We start from the raw sequence: 23,091 nt of genomic DNA, 5'->3' as shown, positions 1-23,091 counted from the left end.
CATGAAAACGCCACGCCTGCCCATCGCCCTGCAACAAGCTGTCATGCGCTCGCTGCGCCATTTTTTGCAGCTGGCTCAGCAAAAACTCGAACGTCATTTCGATGAGCCGACGCTGGTTTATCAGCAGCGCGGCACGGCCGCGGGCACCGCCTGGCTGCAGCAGTGGGAGATTCGCCTCAACCCGGTGCTGCTGCTGGAAAACCAGCAGGCGTTTGTCGATGAAGTGGTACCGCACGAGCTGGCGCATCTGCTGGTGTGGAAAACCTTTGGCCGCGTGCCGCCGCACGGTAAAGAGTGGAAGTGGATGATGGAGGACGTGCTTGGCGTCCCCGCACGGCGCACCCACCAGTTCGAAATCGCCTCGGTGCGCAGCAATACCTTTCCCTATCGCTGTCGCTGTCAGCAGCATCAGCTGACGGTGCGCCGTCATAACCGCGTACAGCGCGGTGAGAGCGAATATCGCTGCGTGCATTGCGGCACGCTGCTGCAACCCGGTGAATACGCAGCGGATTAGTCCGCGATTCTCATTCCCCACGCCCGACCATTCTGATACCCTGCCGCCCTTTTTCGGTACCGGGTTATTTTTTGGAATATGTCTCGCAAAACGCTGTTATTACTCTCTCTGCTGGTCGCGCCGCTCAGCGCGTACAGCCTCAGTCTCACCCATTACAACCAGAACAATTTTCAGCAGGCGAAAGTGGTCGCGGCAAAGATTAACGCGGATGCGCCAGCGGACTTCTACTGCGGCTGCAAAATCAGCTGGCACGGTAAAAAAGGCGTGCCGGATCTCAGCAGCTGTGGCTACAGTGTGCGCAAAAACGCCAACCGCGCGGAACGCATAGAGTGGGAGCACGTCATGCCGGCGTGGGAGTTTGGTCATCAGCGCCAGTGCTGGCAAAACGGCGGACGCAAAAACTGCAGCAAAGACGCAGACTATCGCCGCATTGAGAGCGATCTGCACAACCTGCAGCCGGCGATTGGCGAAGTGAACGGCGACCGCAATAACTTCCAGTACAGCCAGTGGAACGGCGGCGAACAGCCCTACGGCCAGTGCAGCATGAAGGTCGATTTTAAGCAGAAACGCGCTGAGCCTCCCGAACGCGCGCGCGGGGCCATCGCCCGCACCTACTTCTATATGCGCGACCAGTATCATCTGCGCCTGTCACGCCAGCAAACCCAGTTGTTCACCGCGTGGAACAAGCAGTATCCGGTCACGCCGTGGGAGTGCGAACGCGACCAGCGCATCGCTGCAGTGCAGGGAAATCACAATTCCTGGGTACAGCAGGCTTGCCAGCGCTGAAAGCGCTACCCTACACTAGCTTTTTTCGATTGGGCCGCATCGCGCGATGCGGCATAACGCCGGCAGGAACCGCATGCGCATACCCCGCATTTATCACCCCGAAGCTCTAACCGTTAACAGTGAAATCCTGCTTGATGAGGATGCCGCCAATCATGTCGGCCGCGTGCTGCGCATGAGCGCCGGACAGCAGATTGAGCTGTTTGATGGCAGTAATCTGACTTTTAGCGCCGAAATCACCCAGGCCGACAAAAAGCGTGTAAAAGTAAAGGTCCTTGCCAGCCAGCCGGACGATCGTGAATCCCCGCTGCACTTGCACCTCGGACAGGTGATGTCGCGCGGTGAAAAAATGGAATTCACTATCCAGAAATCGATCGAACTGGGCGTGAATGTGATTACGCCCTTGTTTTCTGAACGCTGTGGCGTAAAGCTGGATGCCGAACGCCTGGCGAAAAAGATTCAGCAGTGGCAGAAAATTGCCATCGCCGCCTGCGAGCAGTGCGGCCGTAATCGCGTGCCGGAAATCCGCGCCGCGATGACGCTGGAAGCCTGGTGTGCCGAAGCGGATGACGGCCTGAAGCTGAATCTGCATCCGCGCGCCAGCCACAGCATCAATACGCTGCCGCAGCCGGTTGAACGCGTACGGCTGCTGATTGGCCCGGAAGGCGGCCTGTCGGCAGAGGAAATTGCCATGACGGCGCAGCACGGCTTTACCGATATCCTGCTCGGTCCGCGCGTTTTGCGCACCGAAACCACGGCGCTCACCGCCATCACGGCACTTCAGGTGAGGTTTGGTGACCTCGGTTAAGGGATACTTTCAGCCCGAAGACACACGCAGATAACTGACCAGCACAACGCTTTCGCACGGAACGGGGTGGCTGAATTCCCCTTTGAGGAGAGAATAATGATTAAGCTTGGCATCGTTATGGACCCGATTTCGTCCATCAACATTAAAAAAGACTCCAGCTTCGCCATGTTGCTGGAAGCACAGCGCCGCGGTTATGAAATTCACTACATGGAGATGGGCGATCTGTCGCTGCGCGGTGGCGTGACGTATGCGCGCACCCGGTTGCTGAGCGTCGAGCAGAACTACGATCAGTGGTACACGTTTGGCAGCGAGCAGACTATCCCGCTGGCCGATCTCAACGTGGTGCTGATGCGTAAAGATCCGCCGTTTGATACCGAATTCATTTACGCCACCTATCTGCTGGAGCGTGCGGAAGAGCAAGGCACGCTGATCGTTAACAAACCGCAGAGCCTGCGTGACTGCAACGAAAAACTCTACACCGCCTGGTTCGCCGACCTGACGCCAGACACGCTGGTGACGCGCAACAAAGAGCAGCTGCGCGCCTTCTGGCAGGAGCATGGCGATGTGATCTTCAAGCCGCTCGACGGCATGGGCGGCGCGTCGATTTTCCGCATCAAAAAAGATGATGCCAACTTCGGCGTGATCACCGAAACCCTGACCAACCACGGCCAGTTCTTCTGCATGGCGCAAAACTACCTGCCGGCGATTAAAGACGGTGACAAGCGCGTGCTGGTGGTCGATGGTGAACCGGTGCCATACTGCCTGGCGCGTATTCCGCAGGGCGGGGAAACCCGTGGCAACCTCGCCGCCGGTGGCCGCGGCGAAGCCCGTCCGCTGAGCGACAGCGACTGGGAAATTGCCCGCCGCGTAGGTCCGACGCTGAAAGCCAAAGGGCTGATTTTTGTCGGCCTCGATATTATCGGTGATAAACTGACAGAAGTTAACGTCACCAGCCCAACCTGCATCCGTGAAATCGAGGCGGCGTTCCCGGTCTCCATTACCGGCATGCTGATGGACGCGATTGAAAAACGTTTGGGCTGAGGATGCCGCAGGAGTGAGAACTCCGTGAACCACCCAAAGCCGGTGCTGGCGTTCAGCGCCGGCTATTTTTGGTAAACGAGTGAGAATGAATTTACAGCACCATTTCTTGATTGCGATGCCGTCGCTGCAGGACCCTTTCTTCAAACGCTCGGTGGTGTATATCTGCGAGCATAACGAAGATGGCGCCATGGGTTTGATCGTTAACAAGCCGATGGACAACCTGACGGTCGAAGGCATCCTGAAAAAACTTAAAATCAGCCCATCAGAACGCGATCCTGCCATCAAACTGGACAAGCCGGTGTTTGCCGGTGGCCCGCTGGCTGAAGATCGTGGCTTTATTCTGCACTCGGCGCAGCGCGTGTTCTCTTCCAGCATCCGCATTTCTGACAATACGGTGATCACCACTTCGCGCGATGTGCTGGAAGCAATCGGCACGCGTGAACAGCCAGAGAACGTGCTGGTGGCGCTGGGTTATTGCGCGTGGGAGAAGGATCAGCTGGAAAACGAGCTGCTGGAGAATGCCTGGCTGACCACGCCGGCCAATACGCAGATCCTGTTTCAGACGCCGATTGCCGAACGCTGGCGTGAAGCCGCGCGCAGCATGGGTGTGGACATCCACAACATGACCAGCGATGCAGGACACGCCTGATGACCAGTGAAACGCTGCTCGGCTTTGACTTCGGCACCAAAAGCATCGGCGTCGCCATCGGGCAACAGCTGACCGGCACTGCGCGACCGCTCACCGCGCTGAAAGCGCAGGACGGCACGCCGGACTGGGAGCTGATCGGTAAGCTGCTGAAAGAGTGGCAGCCGGATTATGTGGTGGTTGGCCTGCCACTGAACATGGACGGCAGCGAACAGCCGCTGACGGCGCGCGCGCGCAAGTTTGCTAACCGGCTGCACGGCCGCTTCGGCGTGCGTGTCGAGCTGCAGGACGAGCGCCTGAGCACCGTTGAAGCGCGTGCCGATCTGTTCGAACGCGGCGGCTATCGTGCGCTGCAGAAAGGCCACATCGATTCGCAGTCCGCGGTGATTATCCTGCAGGACTGGTTCGAGACGCATTAAATCAGCCCAAATGCGGCCGCGCGGTTTCGCGCCGCCGTGTCGCAGGTTCTCAGAGCACTTCTCCGCTCAAATCAATCCCGCCTCGCGCCGGGCCTGCTCGCTTTGGGCGAAAGTCTGCATTCCGGCCTGTGCGCCGGTCTGCAATACGCCGGGCAGCTGATGCATCTTGCCTTCGCGGATCAGGTTGGCGACCGCCGGCGTCGCCACCAGCACTTCAAACAGCCCAATGCGGCCGCCGGCTTTGGCGGCGACTAAACGCTGCGCCAGCACCGCTTTCAGGCTGCCGGCCAGCTGGGTGCGCACCAGGTTTTTCTCCTCGGCCGGAAACACATCCACCAGCCGGTCCACCGCCTGCGTCGCGCCGCGCGTATGCAGCGTGGCCAGCACCAGATGGCCGGTTTCGGCAGCGGTCAGCGCCAGCCTGATGGTTTCGCTGTCGCGCAGCTCACCCAGCAGGATGACATCCGGATCTTCACGCAGCGCCGCTTTTAATCCGAGCTGAAACGAGGCGCAGTGCGCGCCGATTTCACGCTGCTGAATCAGCGAACGCTGGCTGTGGTGGACGAACTCGATGGGATCTTCCAGCGTGATGATGTGGCGCGCCTGCTGACGATTGAGGCTATCCACCAGCGCCGCCAGCGTGGTAGATTTGCCGCTGCCGGTCGCGCCGGTGATAAGAATGAGCCCTTCCTCCAGCTGCAGTAGCGAGCGCACCACGTCCGGCAGCTGCAGGCGCGCTATATCCGGTGGCTGGCTGGCAATCAGCCGCAGCGCCAGCGCCAGTCCGTGCCGCTGGCGGAACAGGTTGGCGCGCAGCCGGATACCGCTGCCGAGCGTGATGGCAAAATCAACGTGACCGCTACCGGCTAATTCACTGTGCTGCGCGGCGGTGAGCCACTGTTCGCGAAAGGCCTGCAGCCAGCTCTCGGGTAAGGTGTGCTGTTGCGGTATCGGCTCCAGCACGCCCTGCCGCCGCCAGTGCGGTAAATGTCCGCTGCAAAGGTGCAGATCGGCCGCGTTATGCTTTACACTAAGCGCCACAACGTCATCCAAATCCATTTAACTTCTCCTGACTATGACTTCCATTGAGCACAACTTACAGCAAGTGCGCGAGCGTATCGCTGCTGCTGCCGCGCGTTGCGGCCGCGCACCAGAAGAAATTACGCTGCTTGCAGTGAGCAAAACCAAACCTGCGAGCGCCATCGCAGAAGCGATTGCCGCCGGACAGCACGCCTTCGGTGAAAATTACGTGCAGGAAGGGGTTGAAAAAGTTGCCGAACTGGCCGCACATCCTGATCTGCAATGGCACTTTATCGGGCCGTTACAATCCAATAAAAGCCGTCTGGTGGCGGAAAACTTTGCCTGGTGCCACACCGTTGACCGCCTGCGTATCGCGCAGCGGCTCAACGATCAGCGCCCGGCCGCGCTGCCGCCGCTTAACGTGTTAATTCAGGTAAATATCAGTGACGAGCACAGCAAATCTGGCATCATGCTGGAGGACGTCGCCGGGCTGGCGCAGCAGATTGCCGCGCTGCCACGTTTATGCCTGCGCGGGCTGATGGCGATTCCGGCGCCCGAGCAGGATTTCGCACGCCAGCTGGCGGTGTGCCAGCAGATGGCCAGCGCGTTCCGCGCCCTGCAGCAGGACTATCCAGGCGTCGATACGCTTTCTCTGGGAATGAGCGACGATATGGATGCGGCGATTGCCGCAGGCAGTACCATGGTGCGCATCGGCACCGCCGTATTTGGCGCGCGGGATTATGCGCGCCCTTCACAACAATAATTGAGGAACCTCATGTTAACACTGACGTTTTTAGTCAAAACGCTGATTGACCTGTACGTGATGGTGCTGCTGCTGCGCATCTGGATGCAGTGGTCACGCTGTGACTTTTATAATCCGCTGGCGCAGTTTGTCGTGAAGATCACCCAGCCGATTGTTAAACCGCTGCGCCGCATTTTGCCGGCGCTGGGACCGATTGACACCGCATCGCTGCTGCTGGCGTTTGTGCTGACCACGCTGAAATACCCGATTCTGCTGCTGATTCAGGTCGGGGTGTTCTCCGTCGATCCGACCAACCTGCTGGTGGGCCTGCTGTCGCTGGTGAAATCCGCCGGCTATCTGGTGTTCTGGGTGATCATCATTCGCTCGCTGATGAGCTGGATCAGTCAGGGACGCGGTGCGATGGACTATGTGCTGATCCAGCTGACCGAACCGCTGATGGCACCGATTCGCCGCATCCTGCCGGCGATGGGCGGCATCGATTTCTCGGCGATGATCGTGATTCTGGTGCTGTATGCGCTGAACTTCCTCGGTATGGACCTGTTCCCGGGTCTCTGGTACCTGCTGTAATTCGTTAATCTGGAACTGTTATGCAAAAAGTTGTGCTCGCCACCGGTAATCCGGGCAAAGTACGTGAACTGGCCGATCTGTTAGCGGCCTTCGGCCTGGATATCGTGGCGCAAACCGAGCTGGGCGTAGAGTCTGCCGAAGAGACCGGGCTGACCTTTATCGAAAACGCCATCCTGAAAGCGCGTCACGCGGCGCAGATCACCGGCCTGCCGGCGATTGCCGATGACTCCGGGCTGGCAGTCGATGCGCTGGGCGGCGCACCGGGCATTTACTCGGCGCGCTATGCCGGCGTTGATGCCAGCGACCAGCAGAATCTCGACAAACTGCTGCAGGCGCTGGAGCAGGTGCCGGACGGCGAGCGCCAGGCACAGTTCCACTGCGTGCTGGTGTACGTGCGTCACGCCACTGACCCGACGCCGCTGGTGTTTCACGGCAGCTGGGCCGGGGAGATTACCCGCGCGGCCGCCGGTGAAGGCGGTTTCGGTTATGATCCGATCTTTTACGTGCCGGCGCTGGGTAAAACTGCGGCCGAGCTGAGCAAGGATGAAAAGCGTGCCGTGTCGCACCGGGGTAAAGCATTGACGCTGCTGCTGGAAGCGATGCGCAATGCCTGAGTTACCACCGTTAAGCCTTTATATCCACATCCCGTGGTGCGTGCAGAAGTGTCCGTACTGCGATTTCAACTCGCACGCGCTCAAAGGCGAAGTGCCGCACAGCGAGTATGTGCAGCATCTGCTCAACGATCTTGACCAGGATCTGCCGCTGACCGCCGGGCGCGAAGTGCGCACCATTTTCATCGGCGGCGGCACGCCCAGCCTGCTGAGCAGCGAAGCGATGCAGCAGCTGATGGACGGCGTGCGTGCGCGCCTGCCGCTGGCGGCGGACGCCGAAATCACCATGGAAGCCAATCCGGGCACGGTGGAAGCCGATCGCTTCAGCGGCTACCAGCGGGCGGGCATTAACCGGATTTCGATTGGCGTGCAGAGTTTCAGTCCGCAAAAGCTGACGCGCCTGGGCCGCATCCACGGTCCGGACGAGGCGCGCCGCGCGGCACAGCTGGCGGCCGGTCTCGGCCTGCGCAGCTTTAACCTCGACCTGATGCACGGTCTGCCGGATCAGTCGCTGGAAGAGGCGCTGGACGATTTGCGCCAGGCGATTGCCCTCAACCCGCCGCATCTGTCGTGGTATCAGCTGACCATTGAGCCCAACACGCTGTTTGGTTCACGCCCGCCGGTATTGCCGGATGACGATGCGCTGTGGGATATCTTTGAGCAGGGTCATCAGCTGCTGAGCGCCGCAGGCTATCAGCAGTATGAAACCTCGGCCTACGCCAAACCGGGCTATCGCTGCGAGCATAACCTGAACTACTGGCGCTTCGGTGATTACCTCGGCATCGGCTGTGGCGCGCACGGCAAGCTGACGCAGCCGGACGGGCGCATCGTGCGCACGGTGAAAACCCGTCATCCGCGCGGTTTTATGAAGGGCAACTATCTGGATAAGCAGCAAGACGTGCCGGACGAGGACAAACCGTTCGAGTTCTTTATGAACCGTTTCCGCCTGCTGGAAGCCGCGCCGCGCGCCGACTTTCAGCGCTACACCGGGCTGGACGAGGCAGTGATTCGCCCGCAGATCGACGCGGCCATCGCCGCCGGTTATGTGCAGGAAGAGGCAGAACACTGGCAGATTACCGAAAAAGGCAAACTGTTCCTGAATTCGTTGCTGGAGCTGTTCATGTAAATTCAGCGGAGAAGGCGCGCGCCTTTTCCGCTGGCAGCCGTGCAGTGCGGCACGGCTGCATCCCTTACGCTCAGGCGACCGTCACCTCATTATTGATTAACAGCGTCGCGCTGTGATCGAGACTCTCAAACACCTGCCACACTTTGCCACCGCTCTGCTGCGTCCCCTGCTGCTGCCACTGCTGATAAAATTGCGTGCTATCGCTGAGCTGCACCACATCGCCGGCATCACCATCAATCAGCCAGCTGTGCGCGCGCTCTGGCAGCAGTAAATCCTGCTGCGCCTGCTGCAACAGCTGCTGCGCATCCAGCTGCAGCAGATTGTCTCCTGTGCCGCTAAGATCGATATGCCGCAGGCCGCTGATATGCTGCGTCAGCTGCTGATAATCAAGCTGCTGATGTTCTCCTTCCAGCACCAGCGCAGAGAAGCCCTGCAGCGGTTGTCCGCTGTGCGCCGCCAGCCACTGCTGTACATCATTCAGATGCAGCTGCGCGCCCTCCCGTTGCTGCGTTTCCGGCAGCGTATTGTGCTGTAACAGGCTCTCGTCTTTGCCCCAGCGCACAGTGTCAATAATCCAGCCGACATCGCGCTTCACCAGCACGTTCCAGCACAGCACTTTTTTATAGGTATCCGGATCTTCACCTGAATGGACGTCAATATAGCCAATCTGCTGGCCCGCCGGAGCCTGCCAGCTAAAGGTGTTCAGGCCCTGCTCAGACCGGCTGGCGCCGCCGGGCTGCAGGTATTCACGTCCCAGCAATTCACCGCCGGGGGAGAAGATATCCACGTAGGTATCGCAATTGTGGAGATAGCCATAATTGAACTCGACGTAATTGGTGGCACCACAATCAAACTGCACGATCGAATGATCCAGCATCTCAATCGCTTTGCTTTCATAACCATCCGGCCGGTTCATGATGCCAGTGTAGAAACTGCTGTTGCTGGTGCCGTGTTTCAGTTCGGTAACTTTCAATCCGCCGTACTGATACACCCGGCCGGTTTGCCAACTGATATTGGCGCGGCAGTTCCAGTTCTCTTCGCCAGAACTGTGCTTTACGCCGGAATCATAATTGATCGCCCAGTTGGGCGCATAGTCACTGACGTTACCTGCCAGATCGACCGCTTTTACCGTAAAGTTGTTGATGCCCTTCTGCATGTCGCGGTCCGGCGTAATCTGCCAGCGGCCGTCGGCACCCACCGTGGCGCTGCCGGCTGCCACGCCGTTCAGGTACAGCGTCACCTGACTGTAAGGCTCGGCCTGTCCGGAAAAATCGAGTCGCTTATCGTCGGTGGTCTGGCCCGGCAGCACCGGCTGGATGGTGCCGACGTCATCGATAGCCTGCAGGATGGTGGGCGTGTTGATGCGGGTGTCGATGGTTAGCGTCCAGCTGTCGCTCCACTGACTGAGGTTGCCGGCTTTATCGCTGCTGCGGCTGCGAAAACGCCAGTCGCCGTCCGGCAGCAGATCCTGCGGCGGCGTCCAGTGCCAGTGGCCGCTGCTGTCGACGGTGGCCGTACCGCCGACAATCCACTTACCGCCCGGTGCGGCATACTGAATGCGCACCACGCTGCCGGGCTCGGCTTCGCCGTGCAGTTCCGGCCGGACATCATCGGTGGGTTTGCCGCGGCCAAACTGGCCCTGATACAGCCCGCGATTGTCGTCGTAATAGCTGAACGCTGGCGTGTCCGGGGCAAGCGTATCGAGATGAAAGGTCCACTTCGGCGACGGCTGGCTGCGGTTGTCGGCGCGATCCTCGGCCTGCGCCGTCAGGTTATAGGTTCCGTCCTGCGGCAGATCGAGCTGCGCCTGCCAGTTGCCCTGCGCATCGGCACGGGCAGAGGCGAGAAGGTTGTTACCATCATAAAGATAGACCAGCGTGTTGGCTTCTGCCTGCCCGCGTACCACCGGCTGATCATCGTTGGTATAGCCGTTACGGCGGATGCTGTTACCGTCCTCCACACCGCCGGCAACGTGGTCTTCAATCGCTTCAATGATCGGTCTGGCGGGCGGATGGGTATCAATATTGTAATCCACGCGCGTGGGTGCGCTGTGATTGCCAGCGGCATCCACGGCGGTGAACGTGAGCTGGTATTCGCCATCGGCCATTGGCTGTAGCGGCATCCACTCGAAGTGGCCATTGATCACCGGCACGCGTAGCGGATTGCCACCGTTAACCGTCACGATGACTTCAACCGCATCCGGCGTTTGCACCGTTCCCTGCCAGCGTTTTTGCGGATCGTTGTACCAGCCGCGTTCGGCAAAGATAACCACAGGGGGAGATAAAACCGGATGTGAACTGGAAGCAGAGGTGTCAGAAAATAACATAAAATTTTCCTTAAAAATTAATAAGTTCAATAGGCTTAATGCCCGTTGATATAGTTATTAATGCGGAAATTTTGCCGTTATCAGATTCGTCCCGAATCTAGGACAACCCGTTAAATCACGGCTTAAAAGTCGCAGGGATAAAAAAGGCGCCACTGTTCAGAAGAACAATGACGCCGTGATGTTCCGTGCATGCAGCGGCAACGCGTCTGGCTTAGCCCTTTACGTTTTGCATCAGCGTTTTGCGCTGGCTTTCCAGTGCGGTCACCCGGTTACACACTTCATGACCAAAGTTCTGGAAATCCTGCTCCTGATTGTTCCATTCAGTCTGAATCGACTGCTGTAGCCCGCCGAGGTTGCCCATCAGCGCCTGCAGCGGATTGCTGCCGCTGGCGGCCTGTTTGGTGCCCATCTCGTTCAGGCTATCCTGCAACACTCCGCCCAGCGTGCTCTGCACCAGCTTCTCGCCGTCGGCGCGCACCTGCTCAATGGCCTGATGGTGGAAGGTCAGGCCATCCGGACGATGCTCGATGATGCGGTTCATCTGCTGCTTGAGCTGGCCGTTCAGCGTGGTCAGGCGATTGCGCACGTTGCTGTCCGCCCCGAGTTTTTCGACGATCACTTTATCCAGCGCCACGCGGCCGCGCTCCAGACGGGTGGTTGCGCCGCTGTCGACCCAAGGCAGATCGCGACGCAGCGCGTTCTGGTAGTCAATCGCCTGCTGGCGCGTGGCGTTATCGACGCTCACCGGCTTGCCGTTGAACTGCACATCGCCCTGTGGCGTGATTTCAAGGTTGCCGTTGCTGCCCACCACCTGCACGCTCTGGGGTTTGATGATCACATCATCCTTTGGATTGACGCTGCACTGATAGTCAGCATGCGCCTGAGCTGCCGTCAGCAGCAGCGCGGCGAGAAGAGCCTTACGAACCATGAAATCTCCTGCAGATGTGAATAGTCTGATAAGCGGTGGCATTGTGCTGCGTCTGGCGATGCGCAATAAATTGCGCCGCTACGAAAGGTGCATTTGACAAGCGAATCAACCAATACGCACTGAATGTGTAGCGGCGCGATTCATCGCGCGAAGTTATTGCGCCGCTACGAAAGGTGCATTGGACAAGCGAATCAACCAACACGCACTGAATGTGTAGCGGCGCGATTCATCGCGCGAAGTTATTGCGCCGCTACGAAAGGTGCATTGGACAAGCGAATCAACCAACACGCACTGAATGTGTAGCGGCGCGATTCATCGCGCGAAGCTATTGCGCCGCTACGAAAGGTGCGTTGGGCAAGCGAATCAACCAACACGCACTGAATGTGTAGCGGCGCGATTCATCGCGCGAAGTTATCGCCAGTGGTGATACTTAGTCCCACCAAACGTCGAAGAGTTCAGTGACCTGAATATCGGCGAGATTTTTCTTTTCCAGCCAGTTACGCACCAGCTCGCGGTGCGCGTCGGTGCACTTACCGGTCTGCTGCAGACACACCAGCCCTTCCCACACCAGATAGCCGCTGCCGTCATAGGCCAGACCATTCGGATCGATCACCTCATTGATGAACTGATCGAGCGTGGCATCCACCTCTTCCTCACTGGTGCCTTCGGCAAAACGCCAGGCAACAGAGAAGCCCAGCTCCTGGAACTCATCAACATGCAACTTTTTACGTAAACGGCGGCTACGTTTTACGGCCATTATTTCACCCTCTCAAACATCAGATCCCATACGCCATGGCCCAGTCGCTGCCCGCGCTGCTCAAATTTAGTTAACGGACGCGTTTCCGGACGCGGCACGTAATTCTGGCTCTCCGACTGATTGCTATAGCCATCGATGCTGCTCATCACTTCGAGCATGTGCGTGGCGTACTCTTCCCAGTCGGTCGCCATGTGGAACACACCGCCCAGCTTCAGCTTACGCAGCACCAGCTCGGCAAACGGTACCTGCACGATGCGGCGCTTGTTGTGACGCGCTTTATGCCACGGGTCCGGGAAAAACAGCTGCACCATGCGCAGCGAATTGTCCGGCACCATGTTCTCCAGCACTTCCACTGCGTCGTGACACATCACGCGCAGGTTCTCCACGCCAGCCTCTTTGGCCGACGCCAGGCAGGCACCGACACCCGGCGCGTGCACTTCAATGCCGAGGAAGTTCTGGTGCGGATTATTTTGCGCCATGGTCACCAGCGAGGCGCCCATGCCAAACCCGATCTCCAGCACCAGCGGCGCTTCGCGGCCAAACAGCGCGGCCATGTCGAGCGGCTGCGGCTGATACTCGACGCCCATCTCCGGCCAGTAATTGTCGAGCGCGAGCTGCTGTCCTTTCGTTAAGCGCCCCTGGCGGCGCACAAAACTGCGGATACGGCGTAAAGGCCGCCCGTTCTCATCAAATTCCGGGGTGATGACGTCATTAATCATGTTGAAACCTGCTGGTTAGCCTGTTCAGGGAAACGGGCATTATGCAAAGTTAAGTAACAGAAGCAAGCCTTTGCAATCTTCCGGTTTACACCCTGATGTCTCTGTGCTGGAATTCCTGCCTGATTGTAGAGTAAACACGGAAAATTTCCTTCTTATGATGCAGGCGCCGCAGTTCGCGCAACAGGTGCTGGAGTGGTATCAACGCTTTGGCCGTAAAACTCTGCCGTGGCAGCTGGAGAAAACACCTTATAAGGTGTGGCTCTCTGAAGTGATGCTGCAGCAGACGCAGGTTGCCACCGTTATTCCCTATTTCGAACGCTTTATGGCGCGCTTCCCCACGGTTGCCGACCTGGCCGCCGCACCGCTCGATGAAGTGCTGCATCTGTGGACCGGCCTCGGCTATTACGCACGGGCGCGTAACCTGCACAAGGCGGCTAAACAGGTGGTTGAGCTGCACGGCGGCGTATTCCCGCCCCATTTCGATGACGTCGCGGCGCTGCCGGGCGTCGGCCGCTCCACGGCGGGCGCGATTCTGTCGCTGTCGCTTGGCCTGCATTTCCCGATCCTCGACGGCAACGTAAAACGCGTGCTGGCGCGCTGCTATGCGGTGAGCGGCTGGCCGGGCAAAAAAGAGGTGGAGAAGCGGCTGTGGCAGATCAGCGAAGACGTCACGCCAGCGGAAGGCGTCAGCCAGTTCAATCAGGCAATGATGGATCTCGGCGCGTTAGTGTGTACTCGCTCCCGCCCGAAATGCGAAATCTGCCCGCTTAACAGCGGCTGCGAGGCCTATGCACAGGGCAACTGGGCTGATTATCCCGGCAAGAAGCCGAAAGTCACGCTGCCAGAGCGCAGCGGCTGGTTCCTGATGCTGCAGCACGGCGACGAGGTGTTTCTGGAACAGCGTCCGCCGGTGGGTTTGTGGGGCGGCCTGTTCTGCTTCCCGCAGTTCACCAGTGAGCAAGCGCTGACTGACTGGCTGGCGGCGCGCGGCATCACCGCGAAGCCGCAGCAGCTCACCGCGTTTCGTCACACCTTCAGCCATTTCCACTTAGACATTGTGCCTATGTGGCTGGCGTGGCCTTCCTCCGGGTCGCTGATGGATGAAGCCGGCGGTCTCTGGTATAACTTAGCGCAACCACCGTCAGTGGGGCTGGCCGCGCCGGTAGAGCGCCTGCTGCATGAGCTGCGCCATCCCCGGCAGCTTCAACTGCGAACCCGTTTGACCGAAGAGGAAGAGTAATGAGCCGCACCATTTTTTGTACCTATCTGCAACGCGACGCTGAAGGCCAGGACTTTCAGCTCTATCCTGGCGAACTGGGTAAGCGCATCTACAATGAGATTTCTAAAGAAGCCTGGCAGCAGTGGATGTCTAAGCAGACCATGTTGATCAACGAGAAGAAGCTCAACATGATGAACCCGGAAGATCGCAAAGTGCTGGAGAAGGAGATGGTGAATTTCCTGTTCGAAGGCAAAGATGTGCACATTGAAGGTTTTACCCCGCCAGAAAAATAAACGTTCAGGGCCTTCCTTTGAGGCCCTCTTTTTTCGAATCAGGCACGCATTCACAATGAATAAAAAACTGATAGCACTGCTGGTCATCGCACCCCTGTTAGTCTCCTGCTCCGGACAAAAAAAATCGCAGTACCATGAAGAGTGGGTTAAGGACACCAACGGTTTTGACATTCTGATGGGGCAATTTGCCGCCAACATCGAGAATATCTGGGGGATGAATGAGGTTCTGATCGCCGGACCGAAAGATTACGTCAAATACAGCGACAACTATTACACCCGCAGTCACATCAACTTCGACAGCGGTAGCATCACCATTGAGACCATTTCCGGTACCGATCCGATGGCCAGCCTGCGCCAGGCCATCATCACCACGCTGTTGATTGGTGACGATCCGGGCAACGTCGACCTTTACTCCGACGCCAATGATATTCAGATCAGTAAAGAGCCTTTGCTGTACGGTCAGGTGCTGGATAATACCGGTCAGCCGATCCGCTGGCAGGGGCGCGCTGGCAACTTTGCCGATTACCTGATTCAGAACAAACTGCAGAAACGCACCTCCGGGCTGCACGTCATCTGGTCGGTGACTATTCCGATGGTGCCAAACCACCTCGACAAACGTGCGCATAAATATCTGCCGCTGGTGCGCAAAGCCGCCGAACAGTATGGCGTTGATGCCTCGCTGATTCTGGCGATCATGCAGACCGAATCGAGCTTCAACCCTTATGCGGTAAGCAACGCCGATGCGCTGGGTCTGATGCAGGTGGTGCAGCATACTGCCGGGGTCGATGTGTTCCGCATGAAGGGCAAATGGGGTAAACCGAGCCGCAGCTACCTGCTCGATCCGGCCAACAACATTGATGCCGGTACTGCCTATCTGTCGCTGTTGCAGAAGAGCTATCTCGGCGGGATTCAGGATCCGCTGTCGCGCCGTTACGCGGTGATCACCGCCTATAACGGCGGTGCGGGCAGCGTGCTGCGCGTGTTCTCCAGCGATAAAGACCGCGCTTTCGCCACCATCAACGGCATGTCACCGAGCCAGGTGTATCAGACGCTGACCACCAACCATCCATCGGCCGAATCGCGCCGCTATCTGTACAAAGTGAGCCAGGCTCAGCGCAGCTACCATCGTTATTGATTAGCGCTCATCGCCACCTTCTCCCGCTCCTGCGGGAGAAGGTGCCGTGCGGTGTGGGAACAGCCCCTTCCTACAACATCATATTCGCCACTAACCGCTTATACCCGCTGTCATCTTCCTCGGTATAAACGCCCTGCAATTCCGGTGAAAAGCCCGGCAGCAGATTGATCCCCGCTTCCAGCGCGAGGAAATAGCGCTGCACCGCGCCGCCCCAGGTTTCGCCGGGCACCACGCACAGCACACCCGGCGGATACGGCAGCGCGCCCTCAGCGGCAATGCGCCCTTCCGCGCGGGCAATCGGCACCAGCTCAACGTCACCGCGAATATACGCCTGATGCGCATCCTGCGGATTGACCTCGACCTTCGGGAAACACGCATGACGGAACATGTCGCGCTGCAGATCCTTGACGTCGTAGCTGACGTACAAATCGTGCATCTCCTGACACAAACGACGCAGCGTGTAGCCCTGATAGCGCTCGACGTGCCTGCGATACACGCTCGGCAGCACTTCGGCCAGCAGCGCATCTTCACGCACGTGCTGTTCAAACTGCTCCAGCATCGCCACCAGATGCGCCATTTTTTCCGGCGTTTCCGCTGGCGTCAGCAGGAACAGGATCGAGTTAAGATCGCACTTCTCCGGCACGATCCCGTTCTCGCGCAGATAGTTGGCGAGAATGGTGGCCGGAATGCCAAAGCGGGTGTATTCGCCGCTGGCGGCATCAATGCCCGGTGTGGTGAGCAGCAGCTTGCACGGATCCACCAGGTACTGCCCGGCATCGTAACCGGCAAAACCGTGCCACTTCGCGCCCGGTTCGAAGCTGAAATACGCCGGATCGGCGGCGATGGTGGCGGTTTCCGCCGCCTGCCACGGCTTGCCGTGCACCTGCTCCGGCAGGAAGGGCTGAATCAGGCTGCAGCGCTCAAGGATCGCTTTACGCGCATCAATGCCCAGCGTAACGCAGTCGTGCCACATACTGCGCCCCGCTTCGCCCTGATGCATTCTGGCGTTGATATCCAGCGCGGCGAACAGCGGATAGAACGGGCTGGTCGAGGCGTGCAGCATAAACGCGTTGTTCAGCCGCTTGTGTGGGCAGAAGCGTTTCTGGCCGCGAATGTGGTTATCTTTCTTGTGAATCTGCGAAGTCTGCGAGAAGCCCGCCAGCTGCTTATGCACCGACTGGGTGACAAAGATGCCCGGATCGTTCTCGCTGAGCTCCAGCGTCAGCGGCGAGCAGCCGGCCATCAGCGGAATAAACTGCTCGTAACCCAGCCATGCCGAATCAAACAGGATGTAGTCACACAGATGCCCGATGCGGTCCACCACCTGGCGCGCGTTGTACACCGTGCCATCGTAGGTGCCAAGCTGAATGATCGCCAGCCGGAACGGACGCGGCTGATCCGCACGCTGTGGCGCGACCTGGCGCACCTGTTCGCGCAGATACGCCTCGTCGAAACAGTGCGCATCGATGCCGCCAATAAAGCCAAACGGGTTACGCGCCGCTTCCAGATAAACCGGCGTGGCGCCCGCCTGGATCAGCGCACCGTGATGGTTGGATTTATGGTTGTTGCGGTCAAACAGCACCAGATCGCCGCGCGTCAGCAGCGCGTTGGTCACCACTTTGTTGGCGCTGGAGGTGCCGTTCAGCACGAAGTAGGTTTTATCGGCGTTGAACACGCGCGCGGCATATTTCTGCGCATCCTTGGCCGAGCCTTCGTGGATCAGTAAATCGCCCAGCTTGACGTCCGCGTTACACATATCGGAGCGAAAAACGTTCTCGCCGTAGAACTCATAAAACTGGCGTCCGGCCGGATGACGACGGAAAAACGCCCCGCCCTGATGGCCCGGACAGGCAAAGGTGCTGTTTTGCATATCAACATAGCGCGTCAGGGTGTCGAAAAACGGCGGCAGCAGTTCTGCTTCATACGCCTGCGCCGCCTGCTCCAGCGCCTGCCACTCTTCCGCTGCGCCGTTAATCTCTCCGGTCACGCCCGGCAATGCCAGCACCGCGTCATCAAAGGCGTTCGCGACAAACACCGGCAGATTGAAGCCGGTCTGGCGCAGCAGCGTCAGCACGCCGCTGCGCGTGTCGGCCAGCGAGATCACCACCGCGGCAACATCGGTGAAATCGGTATTGTCCAGCGTCACCACGTCGCGCGCGGTGTTAAGACTCAGGCTTGGCGCTACCGCTACGCTGGCAGCAATTTTCAATGGGTTCATAACACAAATCCCCGTAATGAAGGATGAGTGGGTGCCAGTGGCACAGCAATGAGGAAATTTCCCCGGCGAATAACGTCCGGCGGCCGCAACCGATAGACATCAGTAAAGCCAGATCGCATCTGTCTTTACTCATATCCAACAGCAAACGGGGATGCGCCTCACCGCATGGTGAGCGGGAAATGCGAACAACAGATGACGGAGGCGCGCTTAGCATGAAGCGCACGGCGACAAGTGCAGATGTGCATTGTACCGGGCATGGCGGCGTCCTCAGCAATGAAGATGGGAAATAAATTCGGGCGACATGATGGCATCTTTTTTTCCCGCGAACAACCAATCAGGGCGGAATTTTGATGCAGTGCACCAGATGAGTAACCCGTTGTATTAAAATGATTATTTTTAATGGGCGCGTTTCTAACTGCCTGAATAGTCGAAGGTTATGCAAAGTTATGCAGAATGTAACGCCAGTCAGGTCTGGCACACCAGCCACGGCAACCCGCCTGGCAGTCGCGCGGGCAGAAGCGTAGTATGAGGCACACTTTCCCCAACCAGCCGGAGGCTGCATGTTCAAGGCACTGGTCATTGAAAATGATGAACAGGGATACCGCACATCCCTGCAGGATCTGTCAGAGCAACAATTGCCCGATCAGGATGTTACCCTCGAAGTAAGCTACTCCACCCTCAACTACAAAGACGCGCTGGCCATCTGCAATAAAGGGCCGATTGTGCGCCAGTTTCCCATGGTGCCGGGCATCGATTTTGTTGGCCGGGTGATCCACAGCCGCCATCCGGAGTGGCAGCAGGACGATATCGCGCTGCTCACCGGCTGGGGCGTGGGCGAGAAACACTGGGGCGGGCTGGCGCAGAAAGCCAGCGTCTCCGGCGACTGGCTGGTCAAGGTCCCCGCGGCGCTCAGCCCGCTGCAAACCATGGCGATTGGTACTGCCGGCTTTACCGCGATGCTGTGCGTGCTGGCGCTGGAAAAACAGGGCATCACACCGCAGCACGGTCCGGTGCTGGTTACCGGTGCCAGCGGCGGCGTGGGCAGTTTCAGCGTGAGCCTGCTGGCGCGTCTCGGCTATGAGGTGGTGGCATCCAGCGGCCGCGCCAGCGACAGCGCCTACCTGCTTGATACGCTCGGCGCCTCCGCGATTATTGACCGTAACGAACTGAGCACGCCTGGCAAACCGCTGGCGAAAGAGCGCTGGGCTGCGGCGATCGATAGCGTCGGCAGCCATACGCTGGCCAATGTGTTAGCCGGGATTCAGCGCGACGGCGTGGTCGCCGCCTGCGGCATGGCGCAGGGCCTCGATCTGCCCACCAGCGTCGCGCCGTTTATTCTGCGCGGCGTTACGCTGGCCGGCGTGGACAGCGTGATGTGCGCCAAACCGCTGCGTCAGCAGGCGTGGCAGCGTCTGGCAGAGCTGGTTGACGGCGCGCAGCTGGAGCAGATGACCAATGTGATTCCACTGAGCGAGGCGCGCACAGGCGCAGAACAGCTGCTGGCGGGCCAGGTGCGTGGGCGGCTGATTGTCGATTGCCGCCAGGCGCCCTGACCCGGTGCAGGGTGCAGTTATGGCCGCAGCTGTATCTGCGGCCGATCCTGCGCTGGCAGCGTAACCACCTGCAGGTCGGCCTGATACCAGCGCGTCAGGATCGGTTCGGTCATCACCGCGTGCGGTGCGCCCTGCGCCACCAGTTGCCCGTGGTGTAACAGCAACACCCGATCCGACCACAGTGAGGCGAGGTTCAAATCGTGTAGCACCGCGCAGACGCTGAAGCGGCCATTGCGCGTCAGCCGGTGCAGCAGGCGCAGAGTGGACTGCTGCCAGTAGAGATCGAGCGCGGAGGTGGGTTCATCCAGCAACAACCAGCCGCGCGGACCGTCGTCATGCCACAGCTGCGCCAGCACCCGGGCCAGCTGCACGCGCTGCTGCTCCCCGCCCGACAGCGAGCGATAGTCGCGCTGCGCCAGCGGCGCGCTGCCGGTTAACTGCATCACCTCCTGCACCACCGCCTGGCAGTTACCGGCCGGCCAGGGTGCGCGCCCCATCGCCACCACGTCGGCAGCCGGCAGCGGAAAGGTGACGCTGTTTTGCTGGCGCATCACCGCCCGGCGCTGCGCCAGCGGTTCGCGCGGCCAGGCCGCCAGTGGACGATCGCCCAGCCAGCATTCGCCGGCGTCCGCGTGCAGAAAGCCGGTCAGCAGCCGCAGCAGCGTCGACTTACCGGCACCGTTAGGACCGATCAGGGCAACCATTTCGCCCGGCGGCAGCGTCAGGGAAACATCATCGATTAAGGTACGCGTTCCCCGGCCAAACCGCAGTCCGCGCGCCTGCAACGGCTCACTCATTCAGCCCCCTTTGCTGGCGCAGAATCTGCGACAGGAACCACGGCCCGCCCAGCAGACTGGTTAGCAGCCCGACCGGCATTTCGGCCGGAATCACCACGGTGCGCGCTAGCGTATCCGCCAGCAACAGCAGAATCGCTCCTGCCAGCGCCGCGCCCGGCAGCAGCCAGCGGTGGTCACTGCCGAGACAAAAACGCATCACGTGCGGCACCACCAGCCCGACAAAACCGATAATGCCGCTGACCGCCACCGCCGTGCCCACCAGCAGCGCACTCAGCACCAGCAGCTGGCGCTGCGTGCGTTTAACATCGACGCCCAGATAGTGCGCGTCCTCTTCGCCCAGCTGCAGCAGATTGAGGCGACGCGCGCGCGTCTGCACCAGCAGCAGCGCCGGCACCATCAGCAGCGCACACACCAGCAGGCTCGGCCACTGGGCACCCGTCAGGCTGCCCATGCCCCACAGCGACAGCTGACGCAGCTGCTGGTCGTTGCTCAGCCACGACAGCACGCCAACCGCCGCGCCGCACAGCGCATTAATCGCAATGCCCACCAGCAGCAGGCGCGCCAGCTGGCCCTGCGCCAGCCGGCTAAAGCTGAAGATCAGCAGCGTCACCACCAGGCTGCCGGCAAACGCTGCCAGCGAGGGCAGCCACAGCGCCAGCAGCGGCGGCAGGCTCACCGGTAACACCACCGAGAGCGCCACCGCCAGCCCGGCACCGCTGCTGATCCCCAGCAGTCCGGGATCGGCCAGCGGATTACGAAACAGCCCCTGCATCACCGCGCCGGACACCGCCAGCGCCATGCCAGTCAGCACCGCCAGCAAAACGCGCGGCAGGCGAATTGTGAGCCAGATTTGCCAGGCCAGATCGCTGAACGGCGCCTGCCACAGCGTGCGCAGCGACAGCGGCATCGCACCGAGGTTGGCCGCCAGCAGCATGCACCCCAGCATGCTGATACTCATTAACATCAGCCAGCGCATCATCAGGCGGTTAATCATGCTGCACGGCTTCCGCCGCCTGGCGCAGGCGCAAAATCGCGCCCGGCGTATCGAGGCCGAAACTCAGCAGCGCCATCTCATCAATCACCAGCAGCGCGTGATGCTGGCCGGCCGGCGTCAGCTTCAGGCCTGGCAGCGCCCACACCGCCTGTTCGCCTCCCAGCGTGCGCAGCCCCTCTTCGCCGACCACCACCAAATCCGGTGCTGCCGCCACGACGCCCTCCTGCGACAGCTGCTGATAGTGCGGTACCGCGCCCATGGCATTGACCAGGCCGGCAGCGCGAATTGCGCCGTCAGCGCCGGTCTGCGCACCAGCCGCCTGGGTGCGTAAACCACCGTGCGCCATGATAAACAGCACTTTCACCGGCAGCGGCTGCTGCGGTAGCTGCGCACGCTGTTTGTTGACCTTGTCGATCAACGCGCGGGCCGCCTGTTCACGCTGCAGCGCGTTGCCAATGGTGGCGATTTTGTCCGTGATGGCATCGAGGCGGTTATCCCCACTGACCTCCACCACCGTTACTCCGGCGTCCGCCACCTGCTGCAACACCAGCGATGGTTTAGCCAGCGCGCTGGCCAGTACCAGCGTCGGTTTCAGCGCCAGAATGCCCTCGGCGTTGAGCTGGCGCATGTAGCCAATATCCGGCAGTCTGGTGGCCTGCGCCGGATGCTGGCTGGTGCTGTCGCGCGCCACCAGCTGCGCCTGCGCATCCAGCGCATAGACGATCTGCGTTACATCGCCGCCGATAGTAATGATGCGCTGCGCCGCCCACGCCGGCAGCGTCAGCAGAGCAAGCAGTGTCAGGATCAGCGCTTTCATGCGGCGGCTCCTGTCGGCGTCAGCGCCATCACCTGCTCGCGCCAGCGTGCCTGTTCCGGCGTGCCCTCGCTGCGCTGGCCGTACAGCTGGGCAATCTGCGTGCCATCGGCAGCGAACAGCTCCAGACTGGTGACGAAACCATCACCGCCCGGCTTGCGTGTCACCCAGCTCTCGTGAATGCAGTCCGCCATCAGATGCAGCGTGAACGTGGGATTAAAAACATTAATCCAGTTATCCAGCGGCACAACTTTGTCGATAGCGCCGGTAAAGATCTGGGTACAGCCGCGATTGCCGACGAAAATCATGATTTCATTGCCATCCTGCTGCACCTGCGCCAGCAGCGTTGCCAGCGCGGTGTTGCTCACCTGACACGCTAAATCATCCGGCACCGCGCGAAATGCCTGCGGCCGCGCGAGATGGTGACGCTTCAGCAGGCCAAAGAACTGATGCACATCGGTCATGGCACGCCATTCCGCTTCGACAGTGCCGGCATCAACCTGGTCGCTGAACGGCGTGGCGCTGACCGGCTGCGGCTGCAGCTGAGGCGCGTGCGCCAGCCGGAAGCGCTCAATCAGCGCCTGCCACGCCAGCATCGCCGTTTGCGCGGTAGTGTAGATTTTCAGCACCGCATCGGCGTGACGATCGAAAATCTGGATGCTCTGCCGTTCGCCGTGCGCGGTCTGCTCATGCAGGAAGAAAGCACTGTGCCACTGCGCGGGAAACAGACGCTGGTCGAGCGCACGCGGATTAAGCACCAGCCCGCCGTGTTCACCGAGATGCAGATTGCTGTAGGTTCCCAGCTGTTCGTGCACCGCATAAGCATTGCGCGTAATACTTTTGGTCTCACCCACTGCCGCCAGCGCCGTCAGCAGCGCTGGAAAATCGGCGCGCAGCGGCAGCGCGTCGTGGCCCACGCGCGCTTCGCACAGCTGGGCTTCCCCTATGCCCATCAGCGCGGCTAAATCACGCGCGTACATTTTTGGATGCTGGCCTTTCAGCGCCAGATAGTGTTGATAGCGTTGATGCATTGCGCTTGC

At 59.9% G+C, this 23,091-nt stretch carries 24 protein-coding genes; 14 read left to right on the top strand and 10 right to left on the bottom strand.

What is annotated here, in order from left to right:
* The first annotated feature begins 1 nt into the window (after nt 1).
* From MXF20_RS13240 to ruvX, 6 genes are all read left to right on the top strand, one after another.
* Nucleotides 2-514 carry a SprT family zinc-dependent metalloprotease gene (locus tag MXF20_RS13240; RefSeq protein ID WP_325969749.1) on the top strand — a complete coding sequence of 171 codons (513 nt, stop codon included), beginning with the start codon at nt 2-4 and terminating at the stop codon, nt 512-514.
* 78 nt (nt 515-592) lie between these two features.
* On the top strand, nt 593-1,300 hold the full coding sequence (gene endA, locus MXF20_RS13235) for a deoxyribonuclease I (RefSeq protein WP_325969748.1): 708 nt from the start codon (nt 593-595) through the stop codon (nt 1,298-1,300).
* Nucleotides 1,301-1,373: 73 nt separating this feature from the next.
* On the top strand, nt 1,374-2,105 hold the full coding sequence (rsmE, locus tag MXF20_RS13230; RefSeq protein ID WP_325969747.1) for a 16S rRNA (uracil(1498)-N(3))-methyltransferase: 732 nt from the start codon (nt 1,374-1,376) through the stop codon (nt 2,103-2,105).
* 96 nt (nt 2,106-2,201) lie between these two features.
* Nucleotides 2,202-3,146, top strand: coding sequence for a glutathione synthase (gene gshB / locus MXF20_RS13225; RefSeq protein ID WP_021506631.1), 945 nt, complete (start codon nt 2,202-2,204; stop codon nt 3,144-3,146).
* Between the two features lie 85 nt (nt 3,147-3,231).
* Entirely contained in the window at nt 3,232-3,795 is a 564-nt protein-coding gene (locus MXF20_RS13220; RefSeq protein ID WP_325969746.1) for a YqgE/AlgH family protein, read from the top strand.
* Nucleotides 3,795-4,211: a Holliday junction resolvase RuvX gene (ruvX, locus tag MXF20_RS13215; RefSeq protein ID WP_058781621.1), complete on the top strand. Its 417-nt coding sequence runs from the start codon at nt 3,795-3,797 to the stop codon at nt 4,209-4,211. The genes MXF20_RS13220 and ruvX overlap by 1 nt, the downstream gene beginning before the upstream one ends.
* 66 nt (nt 4,212-4,277) lie before the next feature.
* Here the strand turns inward: ruvX and MXF20_RS13210 are convergent, their stop codons facing one another.
* Entirely contained in the window at nt 4,278-5,270 is a 993-nt protein-coding gene (locus MXF20_RS13210) for a type IV pilus twitching motility protein PilT (protein ID WP_325969745.1), read from the bottom strand.
* A 16-nt stretch (nt 5,271-5,286) separates the two neighbouring features.
* Between MXF20_RS13210 and MXF20_RS13205 the strand changes: the two genes are divergently transcribed.
* Genes MXF20_RS13205 through hemW form a run of 4 tightly spaced genes read left to right on the top strand, consistent with a single transcriptional unit; the run spans nt 5,287 to nt 8,298 of the window.
* On the top strand, nt 5,287-5,994 hold the full coding sequence (locus MXF20_RS13205; protein WP_325969744.1) for a YggS family pyridoxal phosphate-dependent enzyme: 708 nt from the start codon (nt 5,287-5,289) through the stop codon (nt 5,992-5,994).
* Nucleotides 5,995-6,006: 12 nt separating this feature from the next.
* A complete protein-coding gene (locus MXF20_RS13200) occupies nt 6,007-6,561 on the top strand; it encodes a YggT family protein (protein ID WP_021506626.1) in 555 nt (184 codons plus the stop codon).
* 20 nt (nt 6,562-6,581) lie between these two features.
* Nucleotides 6,582-7,175 (top strand): XTP/dITP diphosphatase, encoded by a 594-nt coding sequence (locus MXF20_RS13195; RefSeq protein ID WP_325969743.1) that lies wholly within the window; start codon nt 6,582-6,584, stop codon nt 7,173-7,175.
* The gene (hemW, locus tag MXF20_RS13190) at nt 7,168-8,298 is read left to right on the top strand and encodes a radical SAM family heme chaperone HemW (protein ID WP_325969742.1); all 1,131 of its coding nucleotides are present in this window, start codon (nt 7,168-7,170) and stop codon (nt 8,296-8,298) included. The genes MXF20_RS13195 and hemW overlap by 8 nt, the downstream gene beginning before the upstream one ends.
* 70 nt (nt 8,299-8,368) lie before the next feature.
* Here the strand turns inward: hemW and MXF20_RS13185 are convergent, their stop codons facing one another.
* From MXF20_RS13185 to trmB, 4 genes are all read right to left on the bottom strand, one after another.
* On the bottom strand, nt 8,369-10,624 hold the full coding sequence (locus MXF20_RS13185) for an Ig-like domain-containing protein (protein ID WP_325969741.1): 2,256 nt from the start codon (nt 10,622-10,624) through the stop codon (nt 8,369-8,371).
* Between the two features lie 211 nt (nt 10,625-10,835).
* Entirely contained in the window at nt 10,836-11,552 is a 717-nt protein-coding gene (locus MXF20_RS13180; RefSeq protein ID WP_325969740.1) for a DUF2884 domain-containing protein, read from the bottom strand.
* 430 nt (nt 11,553-11,982) lie between these two features.
* Nucleotides 11,983-12,309 carry a YggL family protein gene (locus MXF20_RS13175; RefSeq protein WP_021313105.1) on the bottom strand — a complete coding sequence of 109 codons (327 nt, stop codon included), beginning with the start codon at nt 12,307-12,309 and terminating at the stop codon, nt 11,983-11,985.
* The gene (gene trmB, locus MXF20_RS13170) at nt 12,309-13,028 is read right to left on the bottom strand and encodes a tRNA (guanosine(46)-N7)-methyltransferase TrmB (protein ID WP_325969739.1); all 720 of its coding nucleotides are present in this window, start codon (nt 13,026-13,028) and stop codon (nt 12,309-12,311) included. Before trmB ends, MXF20_RS13175 begins: the two co-directional genes overlap by 1 nt.
* Nucleotides 13,029-13,182: 154 nt before the next feature.
* Between trmB and mutY the strand changes: the two genes are divergently transcribed.
* The 3 genes from mutY to mltC are packed head-to-tail and all read left to right on the top strand — an operon-like array spanning nt 13,183 to nt 15,675.
* Entirely contained in the window at nt 13,183-14,268 is a 1,086-nt protein-coding gene (gene mutY / locus MXF20_RS13165) for an A/G-specific adenine glycosylase (protein ID WP_325969738.1), read from the top strand.
* Nucleotides 14,268-14,540, top strand: a complete 273-nt coding sequence (locus MXF20_RS13160; RefSeq protein ID WP_039380106.1) for an oxidative damage protection protein — start codon at nt 14,268-14,270, stop codon at nt 14,538-14,540. The genes mutY and MXF20_RS13160 overlap by 1 nt, the downstream gene beginning before the upstream one ends.
* A gap of 55 nt (nt 14,541-14,595) precedes the next feature.
* The gene (gene mltC, locus MXF20_RS13155) at nt 14,596-15,675 is read left to right on the top strand and encodes a membrane-bound lytic murein transglycosylase MltC (RefSeq protein ID WP_125310017.1); all 1,080 of its coding nucleotides are present in this window, start codon (nt 14,596-14,598) and stop codon (nt 15,673-15,675) included.
* Nucleotides 15,676-15,745: 70 nt separating this feature from the next.
* Here mltC and MXF20_RS13150 read toward each other — a convergent pair whose 3' ends face one another.
* Complete coding sequence (locus tag MXF20_RS13150) at nt 15,746-17,893, bottom strand: ornithine decarboxylase (RefSeq protein ID WP_325969737.1); 2,148 nt, start codon at nt 17,891-17,893, stop codon at nt 15,746-15,748.
* Nucleotides 17,894-18,453: 560 nt separating this feature from the next.
* On the opposite strand from MXF20_RS13150, the gene MXF20_RS13145 reads away from it, so the two are divergent.
* Nucleotides 18,454-19,446, top strand: a complete 993-nt coding sequence (locus MXF20_RS13145; RefSeq protein WP_325969736.1) for an MDR family oxidoreductase — start codon at nt 18,454-18,456, stop codon at nt 19,444-19,446.
* Nucleotides 19,447-19,463: 17 nt separating this feature from the next.
* On the opposite strand, the gene MXF20_RS13140 is transcribed toward MXF20_RS13145, so the two are convergent.
* From MXF20_RS13140 to MXF20_RS13125, 4 genes are read right to left on the bottom strand one after another with little or no spacing between them, the layout of a single operon-like run.
* The gene (locus MXF20_RS13140; RefSeq protein WP_325969735.1) at nt 19,464-20,243 is read right to left on the bottom strand and encodes a heme ABC transporter ATP-binding protein; all 780 of its coding nucleotides are present in this window, start codon (nt 20,241-20,243) and stop codon (nt 19,464-19,466) included.
* Entirely contained in the window at nt 20,236-21,237 is a 1,002-nt protein-coding gene (locus tag MXF20_RS13135; protein ID WP_325969734.1) for an iron ABC transporter permease, read from the bottom strand. The genes MXF20_RS13140 and MXF20_RS13135 overlap by 8 nt, the downstream gene beginning before the upstream one ends.
* Nucleotides 21,230-22,054, bottom strand: coding sequence for a heme/hemin ABC transporter substrate-binding protein (locus MXF20_RS13130; RefSeq protein WP_325969733.1), 825 nt, complete (start codon nt 22,052-22,054; stop codon nt 21,230-21,232). Before MXF20_RS13130 ends, MXF20_RS13135 begins: the two co-directional genes overlap by 8 nt.
* Entirely contained in the window at nt 22,051-23,082 is a 1,032-nt protein-coding gene (locus MXF20_RS13125) for a hemin-degrading factor (RefSeq protein ID WP_325969732.1), read from the bottom strand. The genes MXF20_RS13130 and MXF20_RS13125 overlap by 4 nt, the downstream gene beginning before the upstream one ends.
* Between the last annotated feature and the right edge of the window lie 9 nt (nt 23,083-23,091).

This window comes from Pantoea dispersa, assembly GCF_035783935.1.
GTDB lineage: Bacteria > Pseudomonadota > Gammaproteobacteria > Enterobacterales > Enterobacteriaceae > Pantoea > Pantoea dispersa_C.
This window is presented reverse-complemented; position numbering and strand designations above follow the sequence as displayed.